We start from the raw sequence: 25890 nt of genomic DNA, 5'->3' as shown, positions 1-25890 counted from the left end.
CCGCTTACATAGTCTTCAGTTTTCCATTAACGCCGCCCGAGCCGGAAAACGGCCCTGGGCGGCGTTTTCGCAAGAAGAGACCTTTTTTATGGTATCAGCAGCAGAACAAATGGCGGCGAACACCAGCTGGGCCGCTCTTGGCAAAGCCACGGATCTGCGCAACCGCATCCTGTTTACGCTCGGGCTTTTGATTGTCTATCGCCTGGGCACCTATATTCCCGTTCCGGGGATTGATGCGGATGCACTGCGCCAGTTCATGACCTCGGCAGGGCAGGGGATCGGGGGCATGGTGTCCATGTTTACCGGCGGTGCGCTTGGCCGTATGGGCATCTTTGCACTTGGCATCATGCCTTATATCTCGGCGTCGATCATTGTGCAGCTGCTGACCTCGATGGTCCCGGCGCTCGAACAGCTCAAAAAAGAGGGCGAGCAGGGCCGCAAGAAAATCAATCAATACACCCGGTACGGCACCGTGCTGCTGGCGACAGCGCAGGCCTATGGCCTGGCGGTCTCGCTCGAATCGGGCGATCTGGCGACGGATCCGGGCATGTACTTCCGTCTTGCCTGCATGATTACGCTGGTGGGCGGCACCATGTTCCTGATGTGGCTGGGGGAACAGATCACCCAGCGTGGCATCGGCAATGGTATCTCGCTGATCATCTTCGTCGGCATCATCGCCGAAGTGCCTGCCGCGATTGCCCAGTTCCTGGCCTCCGGCCGATCCGGTGCGATCAGCCCGGCAGTGATCATCGCGGTGATCCTGATGATGATCGCCATCATCATGTTTGTGGTGTTCATGGAGCGCGCCCTGCGCAAGATCCATATCCAGTATCCGCGCCGCCAGGTCGGCATGAAGGTCTATGACGGTGGCTCCAGCCATCTGCCGGTCAAGGTGAACCCGGCAGGCGTGATTCCCGCGATCTTCGCTTCGTCCCTGCTGCTGCTGCCGGTGACCATCTCGACCTTCTCCGCAGGCAGCACCTCCGGCCCGATCATGTCCTGGCTGCTGGCCAACTTCGGTCCCGGTCAGCCGCTTTACCTGCTGTTCTTTGTCGGCATGATCGTGTTCTTTGCCTATTTCTACACCTTCAACGTGTCCTTCAAGCCGGACGAGGTGGCCAATAACCTGAAGAACCAGAACGGTTTTGTCCCCGGCATCCGCCCTGGCAAGAAAACCGCTGAGTACCTCGAATATGTGGTCAATCGCGTGCTGGTTCTGGGCTCGGCCTATCTCGCGGCTGTCTGTCTGCTGCCGGAAATCCTGCGTGGTCAGCTTGCAATCCCGGTTTACTTTGGCGGTACCTCCGTGTTGATTGTGGTTTCTGTTGTGATGGACACCATTCAACAGGCACAAAGCCACCTGCTTGCGCATCAATACGAAGGTCTCATTGAAAAGAGCCAGCTGCGCGGTCGGAATAAGAAACGGACACGACGGGGACCTGCACGCCGATGAGCAATATTATCCTTCTGGGCCCGCCCGGCGCGGGCAAGGGAACACAAGCCCGCTACCTGGTAGAATCTCGCAACATGGTTCAGCTGAGCACCGGCGACATGCTGCGCGATGCGCAAGCCTCTGGCAGCGAGATGGGCAAACGCGTTGCCGATGTGATCGCTCGAGGTGAGTTGGTGACCGACCGTATCGTGATCGGTCTGATCCGCGAGAAGATCGAAGAGGGTGCCGAAGGCGGCTTTATCTTCGACGGCTTCCCCCGCACACTTGCTCAGGCGGATGCGCTGGCAGAATTGCTGCGCGAAACCGGCCAGAAACTGGATGCGGTCATTGAGATGCAGGTGGATGATACCGCGCTGGTCGCCCGCATCACTGGTCGTTCTACCTGCGGCGACTGCGGCGAAGTCTACCACGACGAGACCAAGCCCTGGCCCGAGGATGGCAAATGCGCCAACTGCGGCGGCACCAACCAGAAACGCCGGCCGGACGATAACGAGGAAAGCCTCCGCACCCGTCTGATGGAATATTACAAGAAGACCTCGCCGCTGATTGGCTACTACTATGCCAAGGGCAACCTGCAGCGTCTCGACGGTCTCGCCTCCATCGAAGAGGTGCGCAAGAACCTCGGCTGGATCATGGGCGACTGATCGCACGATCCTTTCGGATTTAAAAAACGCCCCGTGCCACCCCGGCCGGGGCGTTTTTTGTGCACGGGTCGCGCGCTGGCGGAAAAACATCACAAATCGCGTTGCGAGCAGTTGACCTTGGGGGAAACTTCGGCCCCAGTCTTGCCGACGGGTTGACCATAGTGCGATTTCCACATAGGGAACCCCATCCCTTCTGGGAATCATCACAGGCGCGTGCAATTTCTGCCGCCCTGACCACCTCGAAATGCTGGACCAACGGGCGACACTGCCAAGGTCAAGCGTTGTGAAAAAAGGTTCCGGCGCTACGGAACCGCAACGAAAAGGAAAGTGACACGTGGCACGTATTGCCGGCGTAAACATCCCGACTGCAAAGCGGGTACCTATCGCCCTCACCTATATCACCGGCATTGGCACGACCTCTGCTGAAGCCATCTGCGAAGCCGTAGGCATCGACGCAACCCGTCGTGTGAACGAGCTGTCCGACGCTGAAGTTCTGGCCGTGCGTGAGCACATTGACGCCAACTACACCGTCGAAGGCGACCTGCGCCGTGAAGTTCAGATGAACATCAAGCGTCTGATGGACCTCGGCTGCTACCGCGGTCTGCGCCATCGTCGTAACCTGCCCGTTCGCGGTCAGCGTACCCACACCAACGCTCGTACTCGCAAAGGCCCCGCAAAGGCCATTGCTGGTAAGAAGAAATAAGGGAGGGTTTGATCAATGGCACGCGATAAGACTCGTACCAAGCGCAAAGAGCGCAAGAACATCGCCTCCGGCGTTGCACATGTGAACTCCTCGTTCAACAACACCAAGATCCTGATCTCGGACGTGCAAGGCAATGCGATTTCCTGGTCCTCCGCAGGCACCATGGGCTTCAAAGGGTCGCGTAAATCGACTCCTTATGCTGCTCAGATGGCTGCTGAAGACGCAGGCAAAAAAGCGCAGGAACACGGCGTTAAAACTCTGGAAGTCGAAGTTCAGGGCCCCGGTTCGGGCCGTGAATCCGCACTGCGCGCTCTGGCCGCAGTGGGCTTCAACATCACCTCGATCCGTGATGTGACCCCGATTGCGCACAACGGCTGCCGTCCGCCGAAGCGTCGTCGCGTCTAAGCGACACTGATTATTGCTGGGGCTTTGCGATTTCTGCAAGGCCCCAGTACGCCATTTGAAACCTCGGGCGTCTGTACCTTCGGACATGAGGTATAGACAGGAATGGAGGGACCGCATGATCCACAAGAATTGGGCTGAACTGATCAAGCCGACTCAGCTTGACGTGAAGCCGGGCAATGATCCCGCACGCCAGGCCACCGTTGTGGCTGAACCGCTGGAGCGCGGCTTTGGTCTGACACTGGGCAACGCGCTGCGCCGCGTTCTGATGAGCTCGCTGCAAGGCGCCGCCATCACCTCCGTGCAGATCGACAACGTCCTGCATGAATTCTCCAGCGTCGCCGGCGTTCGCGAAGATGTCACCGACATCATCCTGAACCTCAAAGGTGTGTCGCTGCGTATGGAAGTCGAAGGCCCCAAGCGCCTCTCGATCAATGCCAAAGGCCCCGCAGTTGTCACCGCCGGTGACATCTCCGAATCCGCTGGCATCGAAGTGCTGAACCGTGAGCACGTGATCTGTCACCTCGATGATGGTGCTGATCTGTTCATGGAACTGACCGTCAACACCGGCAAGGGCTATGTCTCTGCTGACAAGAACAAGCCTGAAGATGCGCCCATCGGCCTGATCCCGATCGACGCCATCTATTCGCCGGTCAAGAAGGTCTCCTATGACGTTCAGCCGACCCGTGAAGGTCAGGTTCTGGACTACGACAAGCTGACCATGAAGATTGAAACAGACGGCTCCATCACGCCCGATGACGCGGTTGCCTACGCGGCCCGTATCGTGCAGGACCAGCTGTCGATCTTCGTCAACTTCGACGAACCGGAATCGGCAAACCGTCAGGACGACGATGATGGTCTCGAGTTCAACCCGCTTCTGCTGAAGAAAGTGGACGAGCTGGAACTGTCTGTCCGTTCGGCAAACTGCCTGAAGAACGACAACATCGTCTACATTGGCGATCTCATCCAGAAGACCGAAGCAGAAATGCTGCGCACGCCGAACTTCGGCCGCAAGTCCCTGAACGAGATCAAAGAAGTGCTGTCGGGCATGGGTCTGCACCTTGGCATGGACGTTGAGGACTGGCCGCCGGACAACATCGAAGATCTGGCCAAGAAATTCGAAGACAGCTTCTAAAGCGCGTCTTTGAGGGGAGGGCTCAGGTCCTCCCCGAAACATTCCCGGGTTTGGCCGGGGACAGCATGGGCACACGCCCCAAGGTGAGCCGCTGACACGCATCAGCAGCCTGACAAAGCAAAAACGCAGATCAAAGGACTATCAAAATGCGTCACGCACGTGGTTACCGCCGCCTGAACCGTACTCATGAGCACCGTAAGGCCCTGTTCTCCAACATGGCTGGCTCGCTGATCGAGCACGAGCAGATCAAGACAACCCTTCCCAAAGCAAAAGAACTGCGCCCGATCATCGAAAAGATGATCACTCTGGCAAAGCGCGGCGACCTGCACGCCCGTCGTCAGGCCGCATCCAAGCTGAAGGAAGACAAGGACGTCGCAAAACTGTTCGAGGTTCTGGGCCCGCGTTACAAAGACCGTCAGGGCGGCTATGTCCGTATCCTGAAAGCCGGCTTCCGCTATGGCGACATGGCACCGATGGCGATCATCGAATTCGTTGATCGTGATCGCGACGCAAAAGGCGCTGCCGACAAGGCACGTCTGGCCGAAGCAGAAGCTGCAGCTGACGAATAATCAGATCGGTCATCCGACCGGACCTGACCCCCGCTCTGGCAACAGGGCGGGGGTTTTTCGTTTTCGCACGCCGTGCGCGGGGGAGTGAAAGCGGGTGGGTGAAAATGCTGGGTTTTTCCCCCGGAAATCCAGCCTTGTAAAAGAGGGCGGCGGTCCGCATATCCTGTTCATTAGAACAATCGGAGTCGTCATGTTTCGCGCAATCCTGACCGCAGCGGGCCTGTTTCTGGCCACTCAGATCCCCTCTACACAGGCGCTCGCGGATACCCGTGTGCCGCAGAATCAGGCAGAGATTTCCCTCGGTTTCGCGCCGCTGGTGAAAGAGGCCGCGCCGGCAGTGGTCAATATCTACGCCAAGATTGTTCACGAACAGCGCCGCACGCCCTTCATGAATGACCCGTTCTTTGATGATTTCTTTCGCGGATTGTCGAAGCCTCAGCCCCGTGTGCAGAACTCCCTCGGCTCTGGCGTGATCCTGTCACCGGATGGAATCGTGGTGTCGAACTACCATGTTGTTGGCATGGCCACGGATATACGGGTGGTGACCACCGACCGCCGTGAATATGCAGCGCAGGTGGTGCTGGCGGATCAGGCCAGCGACCTGGCCATTCTGCAATTGGAAGAGGCCGAGGACCTTCCCTATCTTGAGCTGCGCGACAGTGACGGGGTCGAGGTGGGCGAGCTGGCGCTGGCCATCGGCAATCCCTTCGGCGTTGGTCAGACGGTCAGCAGCGGGATCGTCTCTGGTCTGGCGCGCAGCGGCGCCGCCACGGGGGAGGGGATTGGCTATTTCATCCAGACAGATGCGCCGATCAACCCCGGTAACTCTGGCGGCGCGCTGATTGACGTCAATGGCGATCTGATTGGCATCAACACCCGCATCGTGACCCGCTCCGGCGGGTCCAACGGCATCGGCTTCGCCATCCCGGCCAATCTGGTGCGGGCCTTCATGCGGCAGGCCCACGACGGGGCCGAGGAATTTCAGCGCCCCTGGGCCGGGATGATGGGGCAACCGGTGGATGCGGATCTTGCCGCCTCGCTGGGGATGGACCTGCCGGAGGGGATGGTGATCTCCGAACTTCACCCCGCCAGCCCCTTCACCAAAGCTGGATTTGAGGTGGGAGATGTCGTTCTTGATGTGGCAGGAGAGGCTGTGAACTCCCCCTCGGAGATGGTGTTCCGCATGTCAGTTACCGGGCTCGGCGACACCGCCGAGGTCACCCGCCTGCGCGCAGGCGCGCGTGAGGTGCTGACCGTAGAGATGATGCTGGCCCCCGATGAACCACCCGCCAACCCGCTCAGCCTTGATGAGGGCACGCCGCTGCCGGGTCTGACCGTGGCGCGGATCAATCCGCAGTCAATCCTGCGATTCCAGCTGCCGATGTCCTCTGACGGGGTGGTGATCACCGACCCCGGTGCCTATGGCAGCCGCGTCGGTCTGCGCGCGGGCGATATCATTCTGGGCATCAACAATGAGGCGATCAAAACGCCTGCGGATGTGTCTGAGGTGCTGGGCAATATCGGTCGCTGGATGAAGGTCGATCTCAACCGGCAAGGCCAGCGGGTCTCGCTGCGCTATCGGCTCTGATCATGGCAGATCTCTTTGACAGCGGCGATGCCGCGCCTCGCCCTGATCCGCAGTCGGAGGTGAACCGCCCACTGGCAGATCGCCTGCGGCCCAAGACATTGGCTGAGGTCATCGGTCAGGCGCAGGTTCTTGGTGAGGACGCCCCGCTTGGGGTGATGCTGGCCTCCGGCTCGCTGTCATCGCTGATCTTCTGGGGGCCGCCGGGCGTGGGTAAAACCACCATCGCGCGGCTGCTGGCGCGGGAGACGGATCTGCATTTCGTACAGATCTCAGCCATTTTTACCGGTGTGCCTGATCTGAAGAAAGTGTTTGAGGCGGCCAAGATCCGCCGTCAGAACGGGCAGGGCACGCTGCTGTTCGTGGACGAGATCCATCGCTTCAACAAGGCGCAGCAGGACGGGTTCCTGCCGCATATGGAGGATGGGACCATCCTCCTTGTGGGGGCGACCACCGAAAACCCGAGTTTTGAACTGAACGCCGCTGTGCTCTCTCGCGCGCAGGTTTTGGTGCTGGAGCGATTGTCGCTTGCTGATCTGGAGAGGCTGACCCAGCGGGCCGAGCAGGAGCTGGATCGTGCCCTGCCGCTGACCGCGGATGCGCGGGACGCGTTGCAGGAGATGGCGGATGGGGACGGGCGCGCCCTGCTGAACCTGATCGAACAGGTCGCCGCCTGGAAGGTGGACAGCCCGCTGGGCCGCGAGGCGCTGGCCACCCGGCTGATGCGGCGGGCGGCGAAATATGACAAGTCCGGCGATGAGCATTACAACCTGATTTCCGCCCTGCATAAATCCGTGCGCGGCTCCGACCCGGATGCCGCACTCTATTGGTTTGCCCGCATGCTGGAGGGCGGCGAGGATCCCAGATACCTGGCCCGCCGCCTGACACGGATGGCGGTTGAGGACATCGCCCTTGCCGACCCGCAAGCGCAGGGGATCTGTATCCAGGCCTGGGAGACTTATGAGCGTCTCGGCAGCCCGGAGGGCGAGCTGGCGCTGGCACAGGCAGTGATTTATTTGGCCCTCGCGCCGAAAACCAACGCCGGCTACATGGCCTACAAAGCGGCGCGGCGGCTGGCGAAACAGACCGGCAGTGCGCCACCGCCGAAGCATATCCTGAATGCGCCAACCAAGCTGATGAAGTCGCAAGGTTACGGTGACGGATATGACTACGACCACAATGCGGCGGATGGGTTTTCAGGGCAGAACTATTTTCCCGACGACGTGCCGCGCCCGGTGCTGTATCAGCCGGTTGAGCGGGGTTTCGAACGGGAGTTGAGGCGCCGGACCGAGTATTTCGCCAATTTGCGCGCCAAGCGGAACAGCTGATCCGGCTTTGCGTGGCAAAGCCGGTGCCTGCGGCGCGAGTATTTGGGGAAAGGTGACAGGGCCTGCTCCGGTGCTGCAATGCTGCCATGCTTGCGCGAAACTTGACATCCACGCGCCAGCCGGCGACAGACCGTTGATGGTTTTTTCGGTTCTATATGTGGCCTTGGGCGGTGCGATCGGTGCTGCCTGCCGCTATCTGGCCGGTTTGGGGATCACCCGCCTCTTTGGGGTGGGAGAGTTCCCGGTGGCGATTCTGGCGGTGAATGTGATCGGCTCCTTTCTGATGGGCGCCTTTGTTGTCACTGCCGCCCATAAGGGTCTAACCCACCTGAGCCCTTTTGTGATGACTGGCCTTCTGGGCGGTTTCACAACGTTTTCGGCCTTCTCGCTTGAGACGGCCACCCTGATCGAGCGCGGTGCCTTTGGGCAGGCTGCGCTCTATGTGCTGTTGTCCGTGGGCCTGTCGGTCGGCGGACTGTTTTTCGGCCTGATGGCCGCCAGAGGAGTGTTCGCATGAGCGGCGTACAGATGATTACCGTCAGTGAAGACGACGCAGACCAGCGTATTGACCGCTGGCTGCGGCGGCTGTTCCCGCATGTGAGCCAGGGGCGGATCGAGAAGATGTGCCGCAAGGGCGAATTGCGTCTGGATGGGGGCCGGGTGAAGGCCAACAGCCGCGTCGCAGCCGGGCAGGTGGTGCGTGTGCCGCCGCTTGGGGCAAGCGACCTGAAACCGGCAGAGGCGCCGAGCTACCGGATTTCCGAAGCGGACGCTAAGATGATCCGGGGCTGTGTGATCTACAAGGACGATGCGGTCATCGTGCTGAACAAACCGGCAGGTCTGGCGGTGCAGGGCGGCAGCGGCACCACCAAACATGTCGACGGGCTGAGTGCTGCCTTGCAGTTCGACGCCGAGGAAAAGCCGCGTCTGGTGCATCGTCTGGACAAGGACACCTCAGGTGTGTTGGTGCTGGCGCGCACCCGTCTGGCGGCGCAGTCGCTGACCGCAGCCTTCCGGCATCGTGCCACCCGCAAGATCTATTGGGCGCTGGTGGCGGGCGTTCCTACGCCCTATCTCGGTGAAATCAAATGTGGGCTGGTGAAGGCACCGGGACACGGCAAAAGCGGCGAAGGCGAGAAAATGATCGCCATCCATTCCAACGAGGTGGACAGCACACCCGGGGCCAAACGCTCGCATACGCATTATGCCACGCTCTACCGCGTGGCCAGCCGTGCGGCCTGGGTTGCGATGGAGCCGATCACCGGCCGCACCCATCAGCTGCGCGCGCATATGGCTGAAATCGGTCACCCGATTGCCGGTGACGGCAAATACGGCGGGTCCAGTCAGGAAAACCTCGGCGATGGCTGGGGGGCGCAGTTGGGGGGGATTATCTCCAAAAAGCTGCATCTGCACTGCCGCCGCATGGCGTTTGAGCATCCGGTGACGCGCAAGACGCTGTCGATCACCGCGCCCTTGCCCGATCATATGAAGGACAGCTGGGACACCTTTGGCTGGTCTGAAGATCTGGCTGCAGAAGATCCGTTTGAGAGCCTGCAGTAACGAGGTTCATGACGATGAGCGGTGATCTGCGTTTGATCCTGTTTGATGTGGATGGCACCCTGGCGGATAGCGAGGGCACCATTGTTCAGTGCATGCAGGAAGCTTTCGAGATGTATGAAAGAAAGCCTGTGAAACAGGATATTCTTTCGATAGTTGGCCTTTCATTGCCGGAGGCTGTCGCGCAGTTGGCCCCTGATCTGCACCCAGAGTCGCGGGATATAGTGGTTGGGCGATACAAGGATGCGTATCACCGGGCGCGCGTTACCAAGGGCGCAGGGCATTCACCGCTCTATCCCGGGGCGGCAGAGGTGCTGGCGGAGCTGAATGCGGTGCCGCACTACCTGCTGGGGGTGGCCACTGGCAAATCTCAACGTGGATTGGATGCGCTGATCGAGGCGCATGAGCTGCGGTGTTTCGTAACCCGCCAATGTGCCGATCACCACCCGTCAAAGCCGCATCCGTCCATGGTGCTGCGGGCGATGGCCGAGACCGGGGTACTGCCTGAGCATACTGTGATGATCGGCGACACCAGTTTTGACATCGATATGGGCCGGGCTGCCGGCGTGCGCACCATCGCCGTGAACTGGGGATTTCATCCGGCGGACCAGCTGGGTGCAGATCACATTATCGACAGCTTTGCCGACCTGGCACCGCTGTTGCAGCACATCTGGAAAGACTGACGATATGAGCGAGTGGAAACAGAAACGATTCTGGAAAGCTGTCTCCGTGGCCGAGACCGAAGATGGGTTTGCGGTGGAACTGGACGGGCGGCGCGTAAAAACTCCCGCAAAAGCTGCGCTTGCTGTGCCGGTCCGCGAAATGGCCGAGGCAATTGCGGCGGAATGGGACGCGCAGACCGAATCAGTTAACCCAAACACCATGCCAGTAACCCGTTCTGCCAATGCCGCAATCGACAAGGTGACACATCAGCACGCGGCCGTTGCGGATATGCTGGCCGAATACGGTGATTCCGATCTTTTGTGTTATCGCGCGGAGATGCCGGTTGAGCTGGTGCAGCGACAGGCCGAAATCTGGGACCCGGCGCTGGATTGGGCGGCGGAGACTCTCGGGGCCCGGCTGGAGCCGCGTTCTGGTATTCTGCATGCACCGCAGAATCCTGAGGCGCTGGCGCAACTGCGCCGCTTAGTCCATGAAATGACACCATTTCAGCTGGCGGCCTTCCATGATCTGGTGGCGATGTCGGGGTCTCTCGTCCTTGGGTTCGCAGCGACAAGGAGCTGGCGCCCGGCGGATCAGATCTGGGAGATGTCACGGCTGGATGAGCTGTGGCAGGAACAGCAATGGGGCCAGGACGAAGACGCTCAGGCCACTGCAGACCTGAAACGCGCCGCGTTTTTACACGCTAAGCGGTTCTACGATTTTTCCTGCTAGCGCAATTAATTACCCAAAACGCGACGTTGCCGCAAAATTCGTTCGCGGCCACGAAAATGTTCTCTATACGGCCATCGAAATTCCTGATCACGCACTTGACGTTTGTTGATGAATGCGACCACACTTGGTCGCGAAATGGGGAAAATCCTGTTTCAACACCTATCTCCGGCATGGCTGGTGCCGGGCAAAAAGAGCCGCCAAATAGGCGGACAATCAGGAAGAGGTAAACATGAAGAATAAGGTAATTTTGGGTGCGCTGACTGTTGCTGGTCTGGCTGCCGGTGCCGCTGCGGCGGGGACGCTGGACGACGTCAAGGCCCGTGGCAAGCTGAACTGCGGCGTGACCACTGGTCTGGTCGGCTTTGCAGCGCCCAATGCCAATGGCGAATGGGAAGGTTTTGACGTTGCTGTCTGCCGCGCGGTTGCTGCGGCTGTACTGGGCGACTCGACCGCCGTCGAATTCGTGCCCACCACCGGCAAAACCCGCTTCACCGCTCTGGCCTCCGGCGAGATCGACATGCTGGCGCGCAACACCACCTGGACCTTCAGCCGCGATGTCGACCTGAAGTTCGAATTCGTTGGTGTGAACTATTACGACGGTCAGGGCTTTATGGTTCCCAAGGAACTGGGCGTGTCCTCCGCGAAGGAACTGGACGGCGCGACCGTCTGCATCCAGACCGGTACCACAACCGAGCTGAACCTGGCGGATTTCTTCCGCTCCAACAACATCAGCTATGAGCCGGTTCCGATCGAAACCAACGCTGAAGCACAGCAGCAGTATCTGGCTGGTGCCTGCGACGTCTACACCACCGACGCCTCTGGTCTGGCGGCGACCCGCGCGACCTTCGATGATCCTTCGGCGCATGTTCTGCTGCCCGAAATCATCTCCAAGGAGCCGCTGGGCCCGCTGGTTCGTCACGGCGACCACGAGTGGGGCGACGTTGTGCGCTGGAGCCTGAACGCACTGGTTGCAGCTGAAGAGCTGGGCGTGACCTCCGCCAACATCGGCGAAATGGCTGCTGGTACCGAGAATCCGGAAATCAACCGTCTGCTGGGCACCGAAGGTACCCTGGGCGAGATGCTGGGTCTGTCGGCTGACTGGGCGAAAAACGCCATCGGCGCTGGCGGCAACTATGGCGAAGTCTTTGCGAAGAACATCGGCGAAGACACTCCGATTGGTCTGGCACGCGGTCTGAACGCACAGTGGACCGAAGGCGGCCTGCTCTACGCACCGCCCTTCCGCTAAGAACGACTGAGGAAAGGGCGCAGGACCAACCTGCGCCCTTTTTTCCTACCGACCTATCCTAACAAAAACGCTTGAGGTCTGACGCGAGCAGGGAACCAACCCCGCCGATCAGTTGACCTATAAGCCACGGGGATCACACATTCATGTCAACTCTCACTGACCCTCCAAAGGCACAGTTTCAGCTGTCCATGTTGGTCAACGATACCCGCTATCGTTCGTTGACCTTCCAGGCAATTGCTGCACTGGTTCTGGCCTTGGCCATCTGGTATCTGGGGAACAACCTAATTCAGAACCTGCGGGCCGCGGGTCTGAATATCTCATACGGGTTCCTCGGGGATCCATCCGGTTATGATATCAACCAGCGTCTGATCGAATACGACAGCCAGTCCAGCCACGCGCGCGCGGCGGTTGTTGGTGTTCTGAACACGCTGCTGGTGGCCGTTCTTGCCTGTATCACTGCCACCATCTTTGGTGTGGTTGCGGGTGTTCTGCGCCTCTCCAACAACTGGCTCGTCTCCAAATTGATGGCCGTTTATGTGGAAATCTTCCGCAATATTCCGGTTCTGATCTGGATCATCATCATTTTCACCATCATGACCGCCGTGATGCCGGGGCCTCGGGAATTCCGGGGTGACAACGCCACGTCGAGCATGCTGTTTGACCTCTTTGCCTTTACCAACCGGGGTGTCTACATCCCGATGCCCTGGTTCGAGAGCGGTTTCTTCGCCTCAGGTGCGTTGAACTGGCTGGTGGTGATTGCGGCGCTGGTCGGGTCCTTCCTTGTGATGCGCCGGATTGAGGCCAACGCGACCAAGACGCAGGAAAAAACCGGCGTGCGTCCCAAAACCAAGCTGATTGCCCTTGGCGTCTGGCTGGTGCCTCTGGCGCTGGTCCTGTTTGTCATGGGCCTGTCCTGGGAAGTGCCGGAGCTGAAAGGCTTCAACTTCAAAGGCGGTATCAAGATTGGTGGGCCACTGATTGCCCTGTGGTTTGCTCTGTCGATCTACACCGGTGCCTTCATCGCGGAAAACGTGCGTGCGGGTATTCAGGCGATCAACAAGGGGCAAACCGAAGCTGCCGCGGCGCTGGGTCTGCGTCCGGGTCGGATCATGAACCTCGTTGTGCTGCCGCAGGCGCTGCGCGTCATCATTCCGCCGCTGATCTCCAACTTCCTCAACATCACCAAGAACTCCTCGCTGGCGATTGCTGTGGGCTATGCCGACATCACCGCGACCCTGGGCGGCATCACGCTGAACCAGACCGGCCGCGCCATCGAATGCGTGCTGCTGCTGATGTTGTTCTATCTCACCGCGTCGCTGCTCATCTCCATGGTGATGAACGTCTACAACGCATCTGTGAAACTGAAGGAGCGCTGAGACATGAGCGATACACACGCACAAACTGTCGCCTTTGTCCGCGAAACCCAGATCCCGCCGGCACCGCCGCCGGGCCGCGAGACCGGGGTCTATAAATGGATCCGCGAGAATCTGTTCTCCAGCGTCCCCAATTCGATCCTGACACTGGCGGCGCTGGCGCTGATCTATGCTCTGCTGAGCAGCACGCTGCCGTGGTTGCTGAACGGCGTCTGGACCACCAACTCGCTCGCGGAATGCCGTGAGGTTCTGGATGGCAAGCTTGGCGCCTGTTTCTCGGTCCTGACGGAGCGTTGGAACCAGTTGCTCTATGGCTTCAAATACCCGGGGACGGAATATTGGCGCCCTAATCTGGCGTTGGTGCTGTTGCTCGTCGCGCTGGCACCGGTGCTGTTCTTTGACCTGCCGCGCAAGCTTTTGGCCTTCACTGCGATCTATCCGTTCCTGGCCTTCTGGCTGATCTGGGGTGGCTCCATCCTGGTGCCGATCGTTGCCCTGCTTGGCTTTGTCGCTGCTGGGTTTGTGTTCCAGAAATTCGGCAAGGGCAGCTTTGCTCTGGGGTTCTTCGGTGCGATTGTTGCTGCGGTCGTGGTCTGGAATATCGGCGGCTTTCTGATCCCGGAGGGGGCATCTGACAACGCAATGCTGTCGGCTGTACCCTCGCGCGATCTGGGCGGCTTCATGCTGAACATGATGCTGGGTGTCACCTGTGTGTCGCTGTCGGTGCCGCTGGGTATCGCGCTGGCGCTGGGGCGTCAGTCCAACATGCCGTTGATCAAGTGGATCTGCGTCGTTTTCATCGAATTCGTGCGTGGCGTGCCGCTGATCACCCTGTTGTTTGTGGCATCGGTGATGCTGTCCTACTTCTTCCCGCCAGATGCCACCGTGGACCTGTTCCTGCGTGTGGTCATCATGATCACCCTGTTCTCTGCGGCCTATATCGCCGAAGTGATCCGGGGCGGTCTGGCCGCGCTGCCCAAGGGGCAGTACGAAGCAGCAGACAGTCTGGGGCTGGATTATCCGCAGGCGATGCGCCTGATCATCCTGCCGCAGGCTCTGAAGATCTCGATCCCCGGTATCGTGAACGTGGCCGTTGGTCTGTTCAAGGATACCACGCTGGTGTCGGTCATCTCGATGTTCGACCTGGTGGGCATGATCCGGGGTCCAATCCTCGCCTCCACCGAGTGGAACGGCGTTTATTGGGAACTCCTCGGCTTTGCCGCCTTCCTGTTCTTCATCGTCTGCTACGGCATCTCTCAATATTCACAGTGGCTCGAGCGTCGTCTCGCCACCGATCACCACTAAGGAGTTCAACATATGTCTGAACTTATGTCTGACCGCGCCATCGACCGCTCCAAAATGCAGGTGAGCGACGAGGTAGCCATTGAAATCAACAATATGAACAAGTGGTATGGGTCCTTCCATGTGCTGCGCGACATCAATCTGACCGTCAATCAGGGCGAGCGGATCGTGATCGCGGGGCCGTCGGGGTCTGGTAAATCCACCCTGATCCGCTGCCTCAATGCGCTGGAAGAGCACCAGCAGGGCAAGATCATGGTGGATGGCACGGAGCTGTCCAACGACCTCAAGAACATCGACAAGATCCGGTCCGAGGTTGGCATGGTGTTCCAGCACTTCAACCTGTTCCCGCATTTGACGATTCTTGAGAATTGTACGCTGGCGCCGATCTGGGTGCGCAAGACGCCCAAGAAAGAAGCCGAAGAGCGCGCGATGCACTTCCTGGAAAAGGTGAAGATCCCCGACCAGGCGCATAAATATCCCGGTATGCTCTCCGGTGGTCAGCAGCAGCGTGTGGCGATTGCCCGCTCACTCTGCATGATGCCGCGGATCATGCTGTTTGATGAGCCGACATCGGCGCTGGACCCGGAGATGATCAAAGAGGTGCTCGATACAATGATCGAGCTCGCGGAAGAGGGCATGACCATGCTCTGCGTCACCCACGAGATGGGCTTTGCCCGTCAGGTGGCGAACCGCGTGATCTTCATGGATGCGGGGCAGATCGTGGAACAGAATGAGCCGGAAGAGTTCTTCAACAATCCGCAGAGCGAACGCACCAAACTGTTCCTGAGCCAGATCCTCGGTCACTGAGGGGCGTTTGGTATAACATTGGAAAGGCCGGGCATTTGCCCGGCCTTTTTTGTTTGGCGGCTCTGGTTGGGATCACTGGCAGGGGGCGCTGCCCCCTGACCCCCGGAGTATTTACCGGAAAGATGACGGGGCGGGGTTGTGCCGGTTTTTAGCCGTGGCGTGCAAAGATCTCGCTGTTGCCGTCTGGCCGGATCAGCAGCGTGGCAAAGGGCTCTGTGTCGTCGCCCATCTCCATCCCGGGAGAGCCGATTGGCATGCCGGGCACACTGAGACCCAAGGCATCGGGACGTTCGGCGAGAAGGCGGGTGATATCTTGTGCAGGCACATGGCCTTCAATCACATAGCCGGCAACCATTGCAGTGTGGCAGGAGGCCAGCGCATCGGTGATGCCAAGCCGGGACTTCATCTGCCAGAGCTGATCATCGGTGACATTCCGGACCTCTGTCTGGAGGCCTGAGGTGGTGAGGTGGTCCACCCATCCGGTGCAGCAGCCGCAGCTGGGGGACTTCATCACTTCAATCAGCGGGGTCGCGTCCGTGGTGGCCAATGCGCCTGTGGCGAGGGGCAGAGTGGCGGCCGCGGTCAGTAGAAAGGATCGGCGGTTCATATCAGGGAGGCTCCATTTGCGGTGGTCTCGACCTCCCGATGCTAGTGGATATCCGAGAGAGGGGGCGAATGGGTTCCTGCGTGGGAGCGACAGGATGCCACAGATGCGTTGACCCACGCCCAACGGGAGCGGTTGCATGGTAATGCTGCCACGACGGGCGGGAGGTCCTGCCGGTGCGGCGGGAGGCGCTTTGATGATGGGCGTGGCCGGGCGTGTCGTCAGGCGCCCAGCAACTCACGCGGGACAGTGAATTCCGCCACCTTGCCGCTGCTCCATGTCAGATCGGCCCAGCGGTCGATGTCGAAGCGGGCGATCAGCGTGGCACCGGTGGGGAAATCGTCAAACCGGGAATGATCCGGTGGGTGTCGGACGATGGAATGGGCAAAGGCGGCGAGGCCGGGGTTGTGGCCCAGGATCAGCACCCGTTTGTGTTCCGCTTCGCGCAGGACTTGAAACAGGATTTCCGCGCTGGCGTGATAAAGCCGTTCGATGAAGACCGCAGGCGCGCCAAGCTCCATCAGATCACAGGTCTCGCGGGTGCGTTGTGCCGAGGAGGAGATCACCTGATCCGGGATCATCCCGATTTCGCGCAGCCAGGTCCCAACGGCCGCGGCGGAATGGCGGCCGCGGTTATTGAGCGGGCGGGCGTGGTCGCTGGGGGCGGAGGTATCCCAGGCGGATTTGGCGTGGCGGGTCAGGATCAGCGTGCAGGTCATTTTATGTGAAAATACCTCATGTGATGGGCGGATTGCGCCGGGAGACGGTCAGCGCCTGCGCTCAGTGGGCAGGCACGGCGGGCGAGACAGCCCGCGGACAGGCAGGACGCGCCTGCAGGGCTGTCCAGATGGTCGTGGCAGGCGGCCAGATCATAGGGGCCGCCGTCGTTCAGGGCGGCCACAAGACAGGCGGTCAGGCAGGGTTGGGTATCGCAGCTGAGGCAGGGGGCCTCGGCCTGTGGTGGGGGCGGCAGGTCCAAATGGGTTGTGAGATAAAGCGCGCCGCGAAAGGAAATCATCATACCGTAGCGATCATGCACCAGCATTTGCGACGGGGATGTGAAACAGCGGCCCGTTGCCAGCGCCCAACCCACAAAAGGCGCATAAGGCGGGCCTGTGAAGGGAAAAGCCGGTATGGCCTGCCACGCCTCCGCCAATGCGGTGATGACGCGGCGTGACCAGCGATCAACCGGGTCGGCGGCGCCATCCTGAGCCTCCGGACTGCTGCGGAACTGTGGCCAGAAGGACGGCGCCGTGCCCAGCAGGATCAGCGTGCCGTATGGGACGCCGGGGGCAGCGTGCTGGGGCTGGGTGATGCCTGGACTGCGCCGCATCTCCGCCGGTGTCGGATGGAAGCCGCCGTAGATATCCAGCCCAAGCTTTTCGGCGGCTGCTTGCAGCCGGGTGTAGCTTTGGGTGGTCGCAATAGGGTCAGCGACAGGTGCCGTTGCGGTATCCATGGCAACGGCCCTGTCCGTGTCGGGGGGGCTGGTCATGGCCACAGTCTAGCGCAGTTTTGCCGGTTTCCCTAAGAGGATTTCGCCGTCGTCAATCACGCGCAAAGGTGCCACTCGTGCCTGCCTCGCCCGGCAAGGCGGGAATCAGGTTGCGACCAGAAGGTGCGAATAGGAGGGAGATTGGGCCGAAGGTCGGGATGCCTCAGGGGCGGATCATCGACCCGGCCCCGTGGTCGGTGAACAGCTCCAGCAACACCGCATTGGGCACCCGCCCATCCACGATGGTGCAGGCCCGCACGCCGCTGCGCACGGCAGCCAGTGCGGTTTCGGTTTTCGGAATCATGCCGCCGATGATCACACCATCGCGGGTCATCGCCTCGACGTCGGCGGCTTTCAGTTCGGTCACCACCTCGCCTGCGCCGTTCTTGACGCCGGACACATCGGTCAGCAGCAGCAGGCGGTCGGCCTTCAGCGCAGAGGCAATCGCGCCTGCGGCGGTGTCGCCGTTGATGTTGAAGGTCTCGCCATTGGGGCCCGCACCGATGGGGGCAATGACCGGGATCATGTCCTGTTCAAACAGGTGGTGGAGCACGGAAGGGTCCATCTGCGATGGGGTTCCGACAAAGCCCAGATCCGGGTCCGCCTGGGTGCAGGTGATGAGATTTGCATCCTTGCCCGAGAGGCCGACCCCAGCGCCGCCCTGACGGTTGATTGCCTGAACAATACGCTTGTTCACCACGCCGGACAGCACCATTTCGACCACTTCCATTGTGGCGGCATCGGTGACCCGTTTGCCGTTCACGAAATCGGATTTGATCTGTAGTTTTTCCAGCATGGCATTGATCATCGGGCCGCCGCCATGAACGATGACCGGGTTTACCCCAACCTGCCGCAACAGCACGATGTCGCGGGCAAAGGTTTCCATCGCCTCGTCGCTGCCCATGGCGTGGCCACCGAGTTTGACCACGACGATGGCGCCGTCATAGCGCTGCAGATAAGGCAGGGCGCTTGAGAGGGTCTCGGCTGTAGCAATCCAATCGCGGTTCATGTCTTGTTTCTTCATCGTTGCAATCCCTGGAACTGGCCGCAGCAAGCGGCGCAGGCGGCGGTGCCATGGCGCTTGTGTTACGCGGTTCTGCCCGCTGTGCCAAGCATCGGTCGGAGTATTCGCCCCATTGCGGTTGTCTGTTGTGGTGCTAGGTTCGCCTGAACGTGCTGATGATGCGGTGCGGATCGTCTGACTGTCAGACGAAACCTCGGTAGTGGCTTTGGGCCAAGGATGGTGAGATGCGCAAGAAAACCCTTTTGTTGACCGGTGCAAGCCGGGGCATTGGCCATGCGACGGTGCAACGGTTCAATGCCGAAGGCTGGCGGGTGATCACCTGTTCGCGCCAGCCCTTTCCTGCCGAATGTCCCTGGGGTGGAGGGCAGGAAAACCATGTGCAGGTGGACCTGTCCGATCCGACCGACACGATAAATAAGGTAGGTGAAATTCAAGAACTCTTGGGGGGGCAGTTAGATGCGCTGGTCAACAATGCTGGCGTCTCGCCCAAGGGGCCGGAGGGTGAGCGACTGAACACGCTGGACACTGACCTGATGACCTGGGGCAAGGTGTTCCACGTGAATTTCTTTGCTTCCGTGGTGCTGGCACGGGGGCTGAAGGATGAATTGGCCGCCGCCAAGGGCTCGGTTGTCAATGTGACCTCGATTGCCGGCAGCCGGGTGCACCCGTTTGCGGGGGCGGCCTATGCCACATCGAAGGCGGCGCTGGCAGCTCTGACCCGCGAGATGGCGCATGATTTCGGCCCTCTGGGCGTGCGTGTCAATGCCATTGCGCCGGGGGAGGTGGAGACCGCGATCCTCTCGCCGGGCACAGATAAGATTGTCGAGAAACTGCCGCTGCAGCGGTTGGGCCAGCCAGAAGAAGTGGCCGCAGCGATCTATTATCTTTGCTCTGACGAAAGCTCGTATATCTCGGGCGCGGAGATTGAAGTGAACGGCGCCCAACACGTCTGATATCGGCTCTACCTTGCGCATTAGAGACAAAACGCCCCCGGATCAGCGGATCACGGGGGCGTCTGTCATTTCACTGAATGGGGTTGGCGTCATTCAAGCCCGGCGATGATGGACCGCAGGGTGGCAATGCCGTCGCCTTTCTCCGAGGAGGTCATCACGATCTCCGGATAGGCGGCAGGGTGTTTGGAGAGGGCGCTGCGCACCTGTTCCATCACGACGGCCCGATCCTTGTCCTTGACCTTGTCCGCCTTGGTCATCACGCATTGGAAGGTCACGGCAGAACTGTCCAGCCGGGTCATGATCTCGTCATCGACCTTCTTGATCCCATGGCGGCTGTCGATCAGCACAAAGGCCCGGCGCAGGGTCTGACGGCCGGAGAGATATTGTTTCAGCAGGCGCTGCCATTTCTCCACCACAGGTAGGGGTGCATTGGCATAGCCATAGCCCGGAAGGTCGACCAGATACAGTTCAGGGCCTTGGGTGAAATAGTTGATTTCCTGCGTGCGCCCCGGCGTGTTGGAGGCCCGCGCCAGACCTTTGGTGCCGGTCAGCGCGTTGATCAGGCTGGATTTGCCCACATTGGAGCGGCCGGCAAAGCAGACCTCAATCCGGTCGGCAGGCGGTAGGCCGGACATCGCAACCACGCCTTTGACAAATTCCGATTGTCCGGCAAACAGTTTGCGACCCTTTTCGGTCATGAGTTCATCTGGCGTTTCGGCCAGGGGGAACGGCATCTGCATCAGAGCACCTTTACAGTATCGCCGACGCGGATCGCGCCGTCTTGGATGACCTCTGCATAGACAGCAAAGTCCTGATGACCCCAGGTGTCGCGCAGGGTCTTCAGCGTATCGGCGTCGCGGACGCCGGTCTCGGGATTGGTTGTGGTTGCAAGGCAGCGCACGGTACGTTCGCGGACGGTCAACACCGCCTCGCCAATCTGTACATTGCGGCCGATCCAGTCGTTTTCTTCCCAGGCGGTGCCTGTGTCGAACCAGATATTGCCGCGCCAGCGCTGCGGCGACAGCGGATGACCGATGGCGGCTTCCACTGCGCGGTGAGACGCCCAGTTGCACAGGCTGATCGACGGGAAATCGCTGTCGGTCATGCCCCGTCCCGGCACCCGCAGAATGCGGGCGGAGGCGGCGCGGTCTTCGGGCATCAGGGGGCGTACCCAGTCAAGGAACCGGGGCAGGTCAGCCGCGCTATCAGGGGTGAAGGTCAGCGCATCCTGTGTCGGATGGGTCAGTGTCACCTCGCCCGTGGCCGTGTCGTAGCGGGCTTCTACCGCCATCAGCTGCGGTGCCTTGGCGACACGGCTGAAGTTGGCGCAGGGCACCCAAGCGCTTCCGTCAGCCTTGGAGGCCTCATGGGCGACCGCCCAAACGCGATCGCCGGGCAGACACTGCCCGGCGACCAAAGAGGCGCTCTCCAGCGGCTCCCGACCATGTGATTTGATCGGATGCCGCCAGATATGAGTTATGCCTTCGCTCATTTCTTTTCAGCCTTTGGCGTCTTCTTGAAGCCGGATTTGATATTGCCGAAGACATCCGGCTTGTAGCCGTGGCTGCGCATGATCAAATACTGCTGCGTGAAGGTGATGGTGTTGTTCGCGATCCAGTAGACCACCAGACCGGAGGCAAAGCCGCCCAGCATGAACATGAAGACCCACGGCATCCAGGCAAAGATCATCTGCTGGGTCGGATCGGTCGGCGCCGGGTTCAGTTTCTGCTGCAACCACATCGAGATACCAAGAAGAATCGGCAGAATCCCGATGAAGATCGTCGCCATCAGCGTGCCCTCGACCGGGGCTGCCATCGGCAGCAGGCCAAAGAGGTTCATGATGGACGTCGGATCCGGCGCGCTCAGATCCTGGAACGGACCAAAGAAGGGCGCGTGACGCAGTTCCAGCGTGACGAAGATCACCTTGTAGAGCGAGAAGAAGATCGGGATCTGGATCAGGATCGGCAGACAGCCGGCGGCCGGGTTGACCTTTTCCTTCTTGTAGAGCGCCATCATCTCCTGCTGGAGTTTCTGACGATCGTCGCCCGCCTTCTCCTTGATCTCCTCCATCCGCGGTTGCAGCTCTTTCATCTTCGCCATGGAGGCATAGGATTTATAGGCCAGCGGGAAAACAAGAAGCTTGATCAATACGGTCAGGCCGATGATCGCCCAGCCCATGTTGCCAATCAACGCGTTCAGCCAGTGCAGAACCGCAAAGATCGGCTTGGTCAGGAAGAAGAACCAACCCCAGTCGATGCTGTCGAGGAACCCCTCGATGCCGTCTTTCTGATAGCCGCGAATGGTGGCCCATTCCTTGGCACCCGCAAACAGCATGGTGGTGACTTCAGAGGTGTCGCCAGCGGCAACGGTGACGGTCGGCAGCACGATATCGGTCTGATAGATCTCGCGGCGCTCATCGAATTTGGCGATGGAGCGGAAGGCCTGACCCGGCTCTGGCACCAGGGTCGACATCCAGTAGTGGTCGGTGAAACCGATCCAGCCATTGGTTTCGACCTGGGTCACCTCGGCGCGGGCACCGCTGCGGGCGTCCACTTCGAAATCGGTCATGTCGTCATAGTCGATTTCGGCGAGGGTACCGTCGGCCATGCCAATCACGCCCTCATGCAGGATGAAGAAGTTCTTCAGATCCTGCGGCTCGCCATGGCGGGCCAGCGTGCCGTAAGGCGCCAGCGCGACCGTGCTGCCGGAGGCGTTGGTCACCGACTGCGTGATGGTGAAGAGATAATCCTGATCGACCGCAATGGTGCGGTTGAATGTGAGGCCCTTGCCATTGTCCCAGGTCAGGGTGACCGGGCTGTCCGGCGTCAGGGTCGCGTCGCCTTCGGCCTGCCATAGGGTGTTGGCTCCGGGCACATCATCAGGGCCAAGACCGGCACCCGGTGCCCAGCCATAGAGCGCGTAATAGGCATTCGGATCACCAGCAGGGGACAGCATCTTGACGATGGCGGCATCCTCTTCCAGCGAGACGCGGTAGTCCTTGAGAGACAGGTCGTCGAGACGCCCGCCCAGCAGGGAGATGGTGCCGGAGACGCGGGGCGTTTCGATGGTGAGACGCGGCGCATCGGCGGCGGTCTCAGCCTCGGCCGTGACAGCTGCGCCTTCGCTGCCAGCTGCGGGGCTGGCGGCGGCTGGTGCGCTCACAACGTCGCCTGCAGGCGCGGTCTCTGCAACAACAGCGTCCGGCTGGGGCTGCGGTTCTGGCGGTGGGAAAAAGACATACCACCCCAGAATCACCAGGAAGCTAAGCGCGGTTGCGAGAAGAAGGTTCTTGTTCTGATCGTCCATTGGGGACTGCCACCTCGTGTATGGAATGACAGGGTGTGGTTCAACAGAGATGCCCCCCAAAGGTCAAGCGGAATCGCCCCCATGGCGGCCTCGCGACGCGGTTGACGGGGTATTTCCCTGTATCGCTGCTATAAAATACCGGATTGCCACCTCACGATGGACGGGAGGGCGGGCGAAAGGACCGGAAGAGCGGGCCGAGGCTTGGCCCGCATTGGATCCGTATCAGGCCCGATGCCGGGGCGAAGAGGATTGGGATGACGGGAGAAGGTCTGGGGAGGGAGTGGCAGGTCAGGCGGGCGGCGTTCACAGACAGGCGGCCTTCAGTTGAGCGGACTGATCATGGTCAACGGTCGCGCGGGGCAGGCAAGGCGGCTGGATGCCCTGCGCAATGTCTGCCCAGGTTAGCTGCCCTGATTGGCTCCCCTGACGAGTTGCCCTGTTAGTTGCCTTGGCGTCCGATGGTTGGGGCCTCTTGCAGCTTGGCCTCATGGGCGGCAATCCAGTCAAGCGTCTGGTCAAAGGGCATAGGGCGGCCGATGCCAAAGCCCTGCACGTGATCACAGCCCAGCTGAGACAGAAGCGCGTGTTCGCCGACGGTCTCCACCCCCTCGGCGAGGGTGGCCAGATCCAGCCGTTCGGCCATGGTCAGAATCGCTGCGATCAGTTTCTGCTGTTCGGGATCGCGGTCCGCTTTCATCACAAAGGAGCGGTCAATCTTGATGCGCGAGACGCGGAAGCGCTGAACCGCTGCGATAGAGGCATGGCCGGTGCCAAAATCATCCAGATCAATGCCGCAACCCAATTCGCCAAGGGCGGCGATATTGCGCACGATCATGTCATCCGGGCGATCTGTCATCACGGTTTCGAGGATCTCGATGCTGAGCCGGTCCGGCGTGAGGCCAAACCGCTCCAGCTCCCAGCTGATCCGTTCCACCAGATTGGCGTTGCGCAGCTCATCAGTGGCGAAATTCACGCCGACAGAGGGCACATTGAGACCAGCAGCATCCCAGGCCTTGAGTGCGGTCAGCGCGTTGTAGAGCATGATTTCACTCAAACGTTCCATCAAACCGGCGCTTTCCAATGTCGGGAGGAAGGACATCGGCGCGATCATGCCGCGCACCGGATGGGCCCAGCGGGCCAAGGCTTCAAACCCGGAGACGCGGCCAGTGTCTGTGCAGATCTGTGGCTGAAACCAGGCCTGGATCTGGCCATTCTCCAGTGCCTCGGTCACTTCGTCCAACATATCGCCGCGCGCCTTGCTGCGCTGATCCATCTCGGGAGAGAAGGCGCGAATGCCTGAGGGGCCGTTGTTCTGGGCGTCCAGCAGGGCGGTACAGGCCGCGCTCATCCAGTCGTTGCCGCTTGGCCGGGGGGTGCGGCTGTGCAGGCAGAAGCCGATTGAGCAAGACACGTAGAGCGAGGCCCCATCTACGGCAATCGGCTCTTCAATGGAGGCCTGCAGGCGACCGGCCATTTGGATCGCCAGTTCGAGATCCATTTGCAAGACCGGTGTCAGGCAGATGGCAAAACGCGAATCGCCGATGCGGGCGACGTAATCCTGCGGGCGCAGGATAGAAATGATGCGGTCGCCACAGCGGTTGACCAGCTGATCGGCGGTTTCCTGTCCGTGGCGCTGTGCCAGTTCCTTGAAATCATCCAGTTCGACGATGAAGACTGCAGACCGCAGGCCGGTATCGGCAGCGCTGTCATATACTTCGGAGACGATTTCCTTGAACCCGTCACGCATCATCATGCCGGTGAGGCTGTCGCGGGGCATGGTTGGGCGGCGGAAATAGGCAAACCCGCCTGAGGCCGCAAAGATCAGCGGCAGACCGAGGGCCACGGCCAGCAACGCGGCCTCGCCGGCCAGCCAGAAGGTGGCCAGTGTCAGAGCCGGTAAAAACGCAAGCAGCGGCGGCCCGAGCAGCACCGGGGCAATCCGTTTCCTGACCTGTGTCAGCGTCTGCGACAGCGTTTTTGTCATCTGTAGACCTTTCACCTACGGCATATGGTGCCTGCTGTAGACTAAGGTCGCGGTCTGACCGGCAAGTTAACGCAAATCAGGAATCTCATCTGAATCTGCCCCCAAATCGGGATTTTTCAACATAAGCGCAGAAAAATCGAACAGTTTGGGGTCCAGCAGATGCGACGGGCGGGCGTTCATCAGGGCGCGGAACATCACCTGACGGCGTCCCGGGCTGTTTGATTCCCACTGATCGAGGATCTGTTTGACCTGCTGGCGCTGCAACCCATCCTGACTGCCGCAAAGATCGCAGGGGATGATCGGATAATTCAATGCCTTGGCGAATTTCTCACAGTCCACCTCGGCGACATGGGCGAGGGGGCGAAACACGAACAGATCGCCCTCTTCATTGACCAGTTTCGGCGGCATGGTTGCCAGACGGCCCCCGTGAAAAAGATTCATGAAAAAGGTTTCAAGAATGTCGTCGCGATGATGGCCCAGCACCACCGCAGAGCAGCCCTCTTCGCGCGCGATCCGGTAGAGGTTGCCGCGCCGCAGACGCGAGCAGAGCGCGCAAAACGTGCGGCCTTGCGGGACCTTATCCATCACGATGCTGTAGGTGTCCTGATATTCGATGCGGTGGGGAACTCCCATCTTTTCCAGAAACTCCGGCAGCACAGTGGCCGGAAAGCCGGGCTGCCCCTGATCCAGATTGCAGGCCAGAAGATCCACCGGCAACAACCCGCGCCACTTCAGTTCATAGAGAACCGCGAGCAGGGTATAGCTGTCCTTGCCACCGGAGAGGCAGACCAGCCATTTCGGTGTACTGCCATCCTCGCGCCGTTCCACCATGCCATATTGGTCGATCGCCTCGCGCGCGTAGCGCACGATCCGTTTGCGGAGCTTCTTGAACTCCGTCGTCGAGGGGGCGCCGGCGAACAGCGGGTGGATATCGTCCAGATCATCATCAAGCATGGGCGCGCCCTAGCCGAGGATCGGCGTTTTGCCAAGGAAAAAAGGCTCCGAAGACCCGTTGCAATGGCCCG

26 protein-coding genes are annotated in these 25890 nt (G+C 60.4%); 17 read left to right on the top strand and 9 right to left on the bottom strand.

Features of this window, described 5'->3' with window-relative positions:
- The first annotated feature begins 88 nt into the window (after nt 1-88).
- The 16 genes from secY (at nt 89) to J4721_RS11715 (ending at nt 15499) form a co-directional block, all read left to right on the top strand.
- Nucleotides 89-1453: a preprotein translocase subunit SecY gene (secY, locus tag J4721_RS11790; RefSeq protein WP_014875985.1), complete on the top strand. Its 1365-nt coding sequence runs from the start codon at nt 89-91 to the stop codon at nt 1451-1453.
- Complete coding sequence (locus J4721_RS11785; protein WP_014878922.1) at nt 1450-2097, top strand: adenylate kinase; 648 nt, start codon at nt 1450-1452, stop codon at nt 2095-2097. Before secY ends, J4721_RS11785 begins: the two co-directional genes overlap by 4 nt.
- A gap of 334 nt (nt 2098-2431) precedes the next feature.
- Nucleotides 2432-2800 (top strand): 30S ribosomal protein S13, encoded by a 369-nt coding sequence (gene rpsM / locus J4721_RS11780; RefSeq protein WP_014875983.1) that lies wholly within the window; start codon nt 2432-2434, stop codon nt 2798-2800.
- A gap of 15 nt (nt 2801-2815) precedes the next feature.
- Nucleotides 2816-3205: a 30S ribosomal protein S11 gene (rpsK, locus tag J4721_RS11775; RefSeq protein WP_014875982.1), complete on the top strand. Its 390-nt coding sequence runs from the start codon at nt 2816-2818 to the stop codon at nt 3203-3205.
- Between the two features lie 115 nt (nt 3206-3320).
- On the top strand, nt 3321-4337 hold the full coding sequence (locus J4721_RS11770) for a DNA-directed RNA polymerase subunit alpha (protein ID WP_014875981.1): 1017 nt from the start codon (nt 3321-3323) through the stop codon (nt 4335-4337).
- Between the two features lie 146 nt (nt 4338-4483).
- A complete protein-coding gene (gene rplQ, locus J4721_RS11765; RefSeq protein ID WP_014875980.1) occupies nt 4484-4906 on the top strand; it encodes a 50S ribosomal protein L17 in 423 nt (140 codons plus the stop codon).
- Between the two features lie 190 nt (nt 4907-5096).
- Nucleotides 5097-6494 carry a trypsin-like peptidase domain-containing protein gene (locus J4721_RS11760; protein WP_102915852.1) on the top strand — a complete coding sequence of 466 codons (1398 nt, stop codon included), beginning with the start codon at nt 5097-5099 and terminating at the stop codon, nt 6492-6494.
- A gap of 2 nt (nt 6495-6496) precedes the next feature.
- Entirely contained in the window at nt 6497-7819 is a 1323-nt protein-coding gene (locus J4721_RS11755) for a replication-associated recombination protein A (protein ID WP_211002740.1), read from the top strand.
- Between the two features lie 136 nt (nt 7820-7955).
- Nucleotides 7956-8336, top strand: coding sequence for a fluoride efflux transporter CrcB (gene crcB, locus J4721_RS11750; protein WP_014878925.1), 381 nt, complete (start codon nt 7956-7958; stop codon nt 8334-8336).
- Nucleotides 8333-9379, top strand: a complete 1047-nt coding sequence (locus J4721_RS11745; RefSeq protein WP_102888519.1) for an RluA family pseudouridine synthase — start codon at nt 8333-8335, stop codon at nt 9377-9379. The genes crcB and J4721_RS11745 overlap by 4 nt, the downstream gene beginning before the upstream one ends.
- A 14-nt stretch (nt 9380-9393) precedes the next feature.
- Nucleotides 9394-10059, top strand: coding sequence for an HAD-IA family hydrolase (locus tag J4721_RS11740; RefSeq protein ID WP_211002781.1), 666 nt, complete (start codon nt 9394-9396; stop codon nt 10057-10059).
- Nucleotides 10060-10063: 4 nt separating this feature from the next.
- Nucleotides 10064-10771 (top strand): ATP12 family chaperone protein, encoded by a 708-nt coding sequence (locus J4721_RS11735; protein WP_211002739.1) that lies wholly within the window; start codon nt 10064-10066, stop codon nt 10769-10771.
- 229 nt (nt 10772-11000) lie between these two features.
- Complete coding sequence (locus tag J4721_RS11730; RefSeq protein ID WP_014875973.1) at nt 11001-12017, top strand: amino acid ABC transporter substrate-binding protein; 1017 nt, start codon at nt 11001-11003, stop codon at nt 12015-12017.
- A gap of 143 nt (nt 12018-12160) precedes the next feature.
- Complete coding sequence (locus J4721_RS11725; RefSeq protein WP_014875972.1) at nt 12161-13393, top strand: amino acid ABC transporter permease; 1233 nt, start codon at nt 12161-12163, stop codon at nt 13391-13393.
- A gap of 3 nt (nt 13394-13396) precedes the next feature.
- Complete coding sequence (locus J4721_RS11720) at nt 13397-14695, top strand: amino acid ABC transporter permease (RefSeq protein WP_014878930.1); 1299 nt, start codon at nt 13397-13399, stop codon at nt 14693-14695.
- Nucleotides 14696-14707: 12 nt separating this feature from the next.
- Nucleotides 14708-15499, top strand: coding sequence for an amino acid ABC transporter ATP-binding protein (locus tag J4721_RS11715; RefSeq protein WP_040174773.1), 792 nt, complete (start codon nt 14708-14710; stop codon nt 15497-15499).
- Between the two features lie 148 nt (nt 15500-15647).
- On the opposite strand, the gene J4721_RS11710 is transcribed toward J4721_RS11715, so the two are convergent.
- The 4 genes from J4721_RS11710 to argB all read right to left on the bottom strand — a co-directional run bounded on the left by J4721_RS11710 (nt 15648) and on the right by argB (nt 18622).
- Entirely contained in the window at nt 15648-16106 is a 459-nt protein-coding gene (locus J4721_RS11710; RefSeq protein WP_102859334.1) for a DUF411 domain-containing protein, read from the bottom strand.
- A 218-nt stretch (nt 16107-16324) separates the two neighbouring features.
- Nucleotides 16325-16822 (bottom strand): histidine phosphatase family protein, encoded by a 498-nt coding sequence (locus tag J4721_RS11705; RefSeq protein ID WP_014875968.1) that lies wholly within the window; start codon nt 16820-16822, stop codon nt 16325-16327.
- Nucleotides 16819-17562 carry a ferredoxin gene (locus J4721_RS11700; protein ID WP_211002780.1) on the bottom strand — a complete coding sequence of 248 codons (744 nt, stop codon included), beginning with the start codon at nt 17560-17562 and terminating at the stop codon, nt 16819-16821. Before J4721_RS11700 ends, J4721_RS11705 begins: the two co-directional genes overlap by 4 nt.
- A 199-nt stretch (nt 17563-17761) precedes the next feature.
- Complete coding sequence (gene argB, locus J4721_RS11695; protein ID WP_014875966.1) at nt 17762-18622, bottom strand: acetylglutamate kinase; 861 nt, start codon at nt 18620-18622, stop codon at nt 17762-17764.
- A 224-nt stretch (nt 18623-18846) separates the two neighbouring features.
- Between argB and J4721_RS11690 the strand changes: the two genes are divergently transcribed.
- Entirely contained in the window at nt 18847-19575 is a 729-nt protein-coding gene (locus J4721_RS11690) for an SDR family NAD(P)-dependent oxidoreductase (RefSeq protein WP_014875965.1), read from the top strand.
- An 89-nt stretch (nt 19576-19664) separates the two neighbouring features.
- Here the strand turns inward: J4721_RS11690 and yihA are convergent, their stop codons facing one another.
- From yihA to ttcA, 5 genes are all read right to left on the bottom strand, one after another.
- On the bottom strand, nt 19665-20315 hold the full coding sequence (gene yihA, locus J4721_RS11685; RefSeq protein WP_211002738.1) for a ribosome biogenesis GTP-binding protein YihA/YsxC: 651 nt from the start codon (nt 20313-20315) through the stop codon (nt 19665-19667).
- On the bottom strand, nt 20315-21067 hold the full coding sequence (locus tag J4721_RS11680) for an MOSC domain-containing protein (protein WP_211002737.1): 753 nt from the start codon (nt 21065-21067) through the stop codon (nt 20315-20317). Before J4721_RS11680 ends, yihA begins: the two co-directional genes overlap by 1 nt.
- Nucleotides 21064-22881, bottom strand: coding sequence for a membrane protein insertase YidC (gene yidC, locus J4721_RS11675; protein WP_014875962.1), 1818 nt, complete (start codon nt 22879-22881; stop codon nt 21064-21066). The genes J4721_RS11680 and yidC overlap by 4 nt, the downstream gene beginning before the upstream one ends.
- 439 nt (nt 22882-23320) lie before the next feature.
- Nucleotides 23321-24865 carry a bifunctional diguanylate cyclase/phosphodiesterase gene (locus J4721_RS11670; protein ID WP_211002736.1) on the bottom strand — a complete coding sequence of 515 codons (1545 nt, stop codon included), beginning with the start codon at nt 24863-24865 and terminating at the stop codon, nt 23321-23323.
- A gap of 66 nt (nt 24866-24931) precedes the next feature.
- The gene (gene ttcA / locus J4721_RS11665; RefSeq protein ID WP_014875960.1) at nt 24932-25819 is read right to left on the bottom strand and encodes a tRNA 2-thiocytidine(32) synthetase TtcA; all 888 of its coding nucleotides are present in this window, start codon (nt 25817-25819) and stop codon (nt 24932-24934) included.
- Nucleotides 25820-25890 lie beyond the last annotated feature (71 nt).

The organism is Phaeobacter sp. HS011 (genome assembly GCF_018101215.1).
GTDB classification, from domain to species: Bacteria; Pseudomonadota; Alphaproteobacteria; order Rhodobacterales; family Rhodobacteraceae; genus Phaeobacter; species Phaeobacter inhibens.
Note: the sequence above shows the minus strand (reverse complement) of the source record. Positions and strands in the feature narration are given on the sequence as shown.

Excerpts from the sequence above, each read along its gene's own strand:
- J4721_RS11710 (WP_102859334.1), bottom strand. The coding sequence starts at position 16,106 with ATGAACCGCCGATCCTTTCTACTGACCGCGGCCGCCACTCTGCCCCTC.
- J4721_RS11735 (WP_211002739.1), top strand. The coding sequence starts at position 10,064 with ATGAGCGAGTGGAAACAGAAACGATTCTGGAAAGCTGTCTCCGTGGCC.
- argB (WP_014875966.1), bottom strand. The coding sequence starts at position 18,622 with ATGAAGAAACAAGACATGAACCGCGATTGGATTGCTACAGCCGAGACC.
- rpsK (WP_014875982.1), top strand. The coding sequence starts at position 2,816 with ATGGCACGCGATAAGACTCGTACCAAGCGCAAAGAGCGCAAGAACATC.
- yihA (WP_211002738.1), bottom strand. The coding sequence starts at position 20,315 with ATGCAGATGCCGTTCCCCCTGGCCGAAACGCCAGATGAACTCATGACC.
- J4721_RS11740 (WP_211002781.1), top strand. The coding sequence starts at position 9,394 with ATGAGCGGTGATCTGCGTTTGATCCTGTTTGATGTGGATGGCACCCTG.
- J4721_RS11755 (WP_211002740.1), top strand. The coding sequence starts at position 6,497 with ATGGCAGATCTCTTTGACAGCGGCGATGCCGCGCCTCGCCCTGATCCG.
- J4721_RS11760 (WP_102915852.1), top strand. The coding sequence starts at position 5,097 with ATGTTTCGCGCAATCCTGACCGCAGCGGGCCTGTTTCTGGCCACTCAG.
- J4721_RS11785 (WP_014878922.1), top strand. The coding sequence starts at position 1,450 with ATGAGCAATATTATCCTTCTGGGCCCGCCCGGCGCGGGCAAGGGAACA.
- J4721_RS11715 (WP_040174773.1), top strand. The coding sequence starts at position 14,708 with ATGTCTGAACTTATGTCTGACCGCGCCATCGACCGCTCCAAAATGCAG.
- J4721_RS11705 (WP_014875968.1), bottom strand. The coding sequence starts at position 16,822 with ATGACCTGCACGCTGATCCTGACCCGCCACGCCAAATCCGCCTGGGAT.
- rplQ (WP_014875980.1), top strand. The coding sequence starts at position 4,484 with ATGCGTCACGCACGTGGTTACCGCCGCCTGAACCGTACTCATGAGCAC.
- J4721_RS11700 (WP_211002780.1), bottom strand. The coding sequence starts at position 17,562 with ATGGATACCGCAACGGCACCTGTCGCTGACCCTATTGCGACCACCCAA.
- J4721_RS11730 (WP_014875973.1), top strand. The coding sequence starts at position 11,001 with ATGAAGAATAAGGTAATTTTGGGTGCGCTGACTGTTGCTGGTCTGGCT.
- J4721_RS11725 (WP_014875972.1), top strand. The coding sequence starts at position 12,161 with ATGTCAACTCTCACTGACCCTCCAAAGGCACAGTTTCAGCTGTCCATG.
- secY (WP_014875985.1), top strand. The coding sequence starts at position 89 with ATGGTATCAGCAGCAGAACAAATGGCGGCGAACACCAGCTGGGCCGCT.
- J4721_RS11680 (WP_211002737.1), bottom strand. The coding sequence starts at position 21,067 with ATGAGCGAAGGCATAACTCATATCTGGCGGCATCCGATCAAATCACAT.
- J4721_RS11720 (WP_014878930.1), top strand. The coding sequence starts at position 13,397 with ATGAGCGATACACACGCACAAACTGTCGCCTTTGTCCGCGAAACCCAG.
- ttcA (WP_014875960.1), bottom strand. The coding sequence starts at position 25,819 with ATGCTTGATGATGATCTGGACGATATCCACCCGCTGTTCGCCGGCGCC.
- J4721_RS11670 (WP_211002736.1), bottom strand. The coding sequence starts at position 24,865 with ATGACAAAAACGCTGTCGCAGACGCTGACACAGGTCAGGAAACGGATT.
- J4721_RS11745 (WP_102888519.1), top strand. The coding sequence starts at position 8,333 with ATGAGCGGCGTACAGATGATTACCGTCAGTGAAGACGACGCAGACCAG.
- crcB (WP_014878925.1), top strand. The coding sequence starts at position 7,956 with ATGGTTTTTTCGGTTCTATATGTGGCCTTGGGCGGTGCGATCGGTGCT.
- J4721_RS11690 (WP_014875965.1), top strand. The coding sequence starts at position 18,847 with ATGCGCAAGAAAACCCTTTTGTTGACCGGTGCAAGCCGGGGCATTGGC.
- J4721_RS11770 (WP_014875981.1), top strand. The coding sequence starts at position 3,321 with ATGATCCACAAGAATTGGGCTGAACTGATCAAGCCGACTCAGCTTGAC.
- yidC (WP_014875962.1), bottom strand. The coding sequence starts at position 22,881 with ATGGACGATCAGAACAAGAACCTTCTTCTCGCAACCGCGCTTAGCTTC.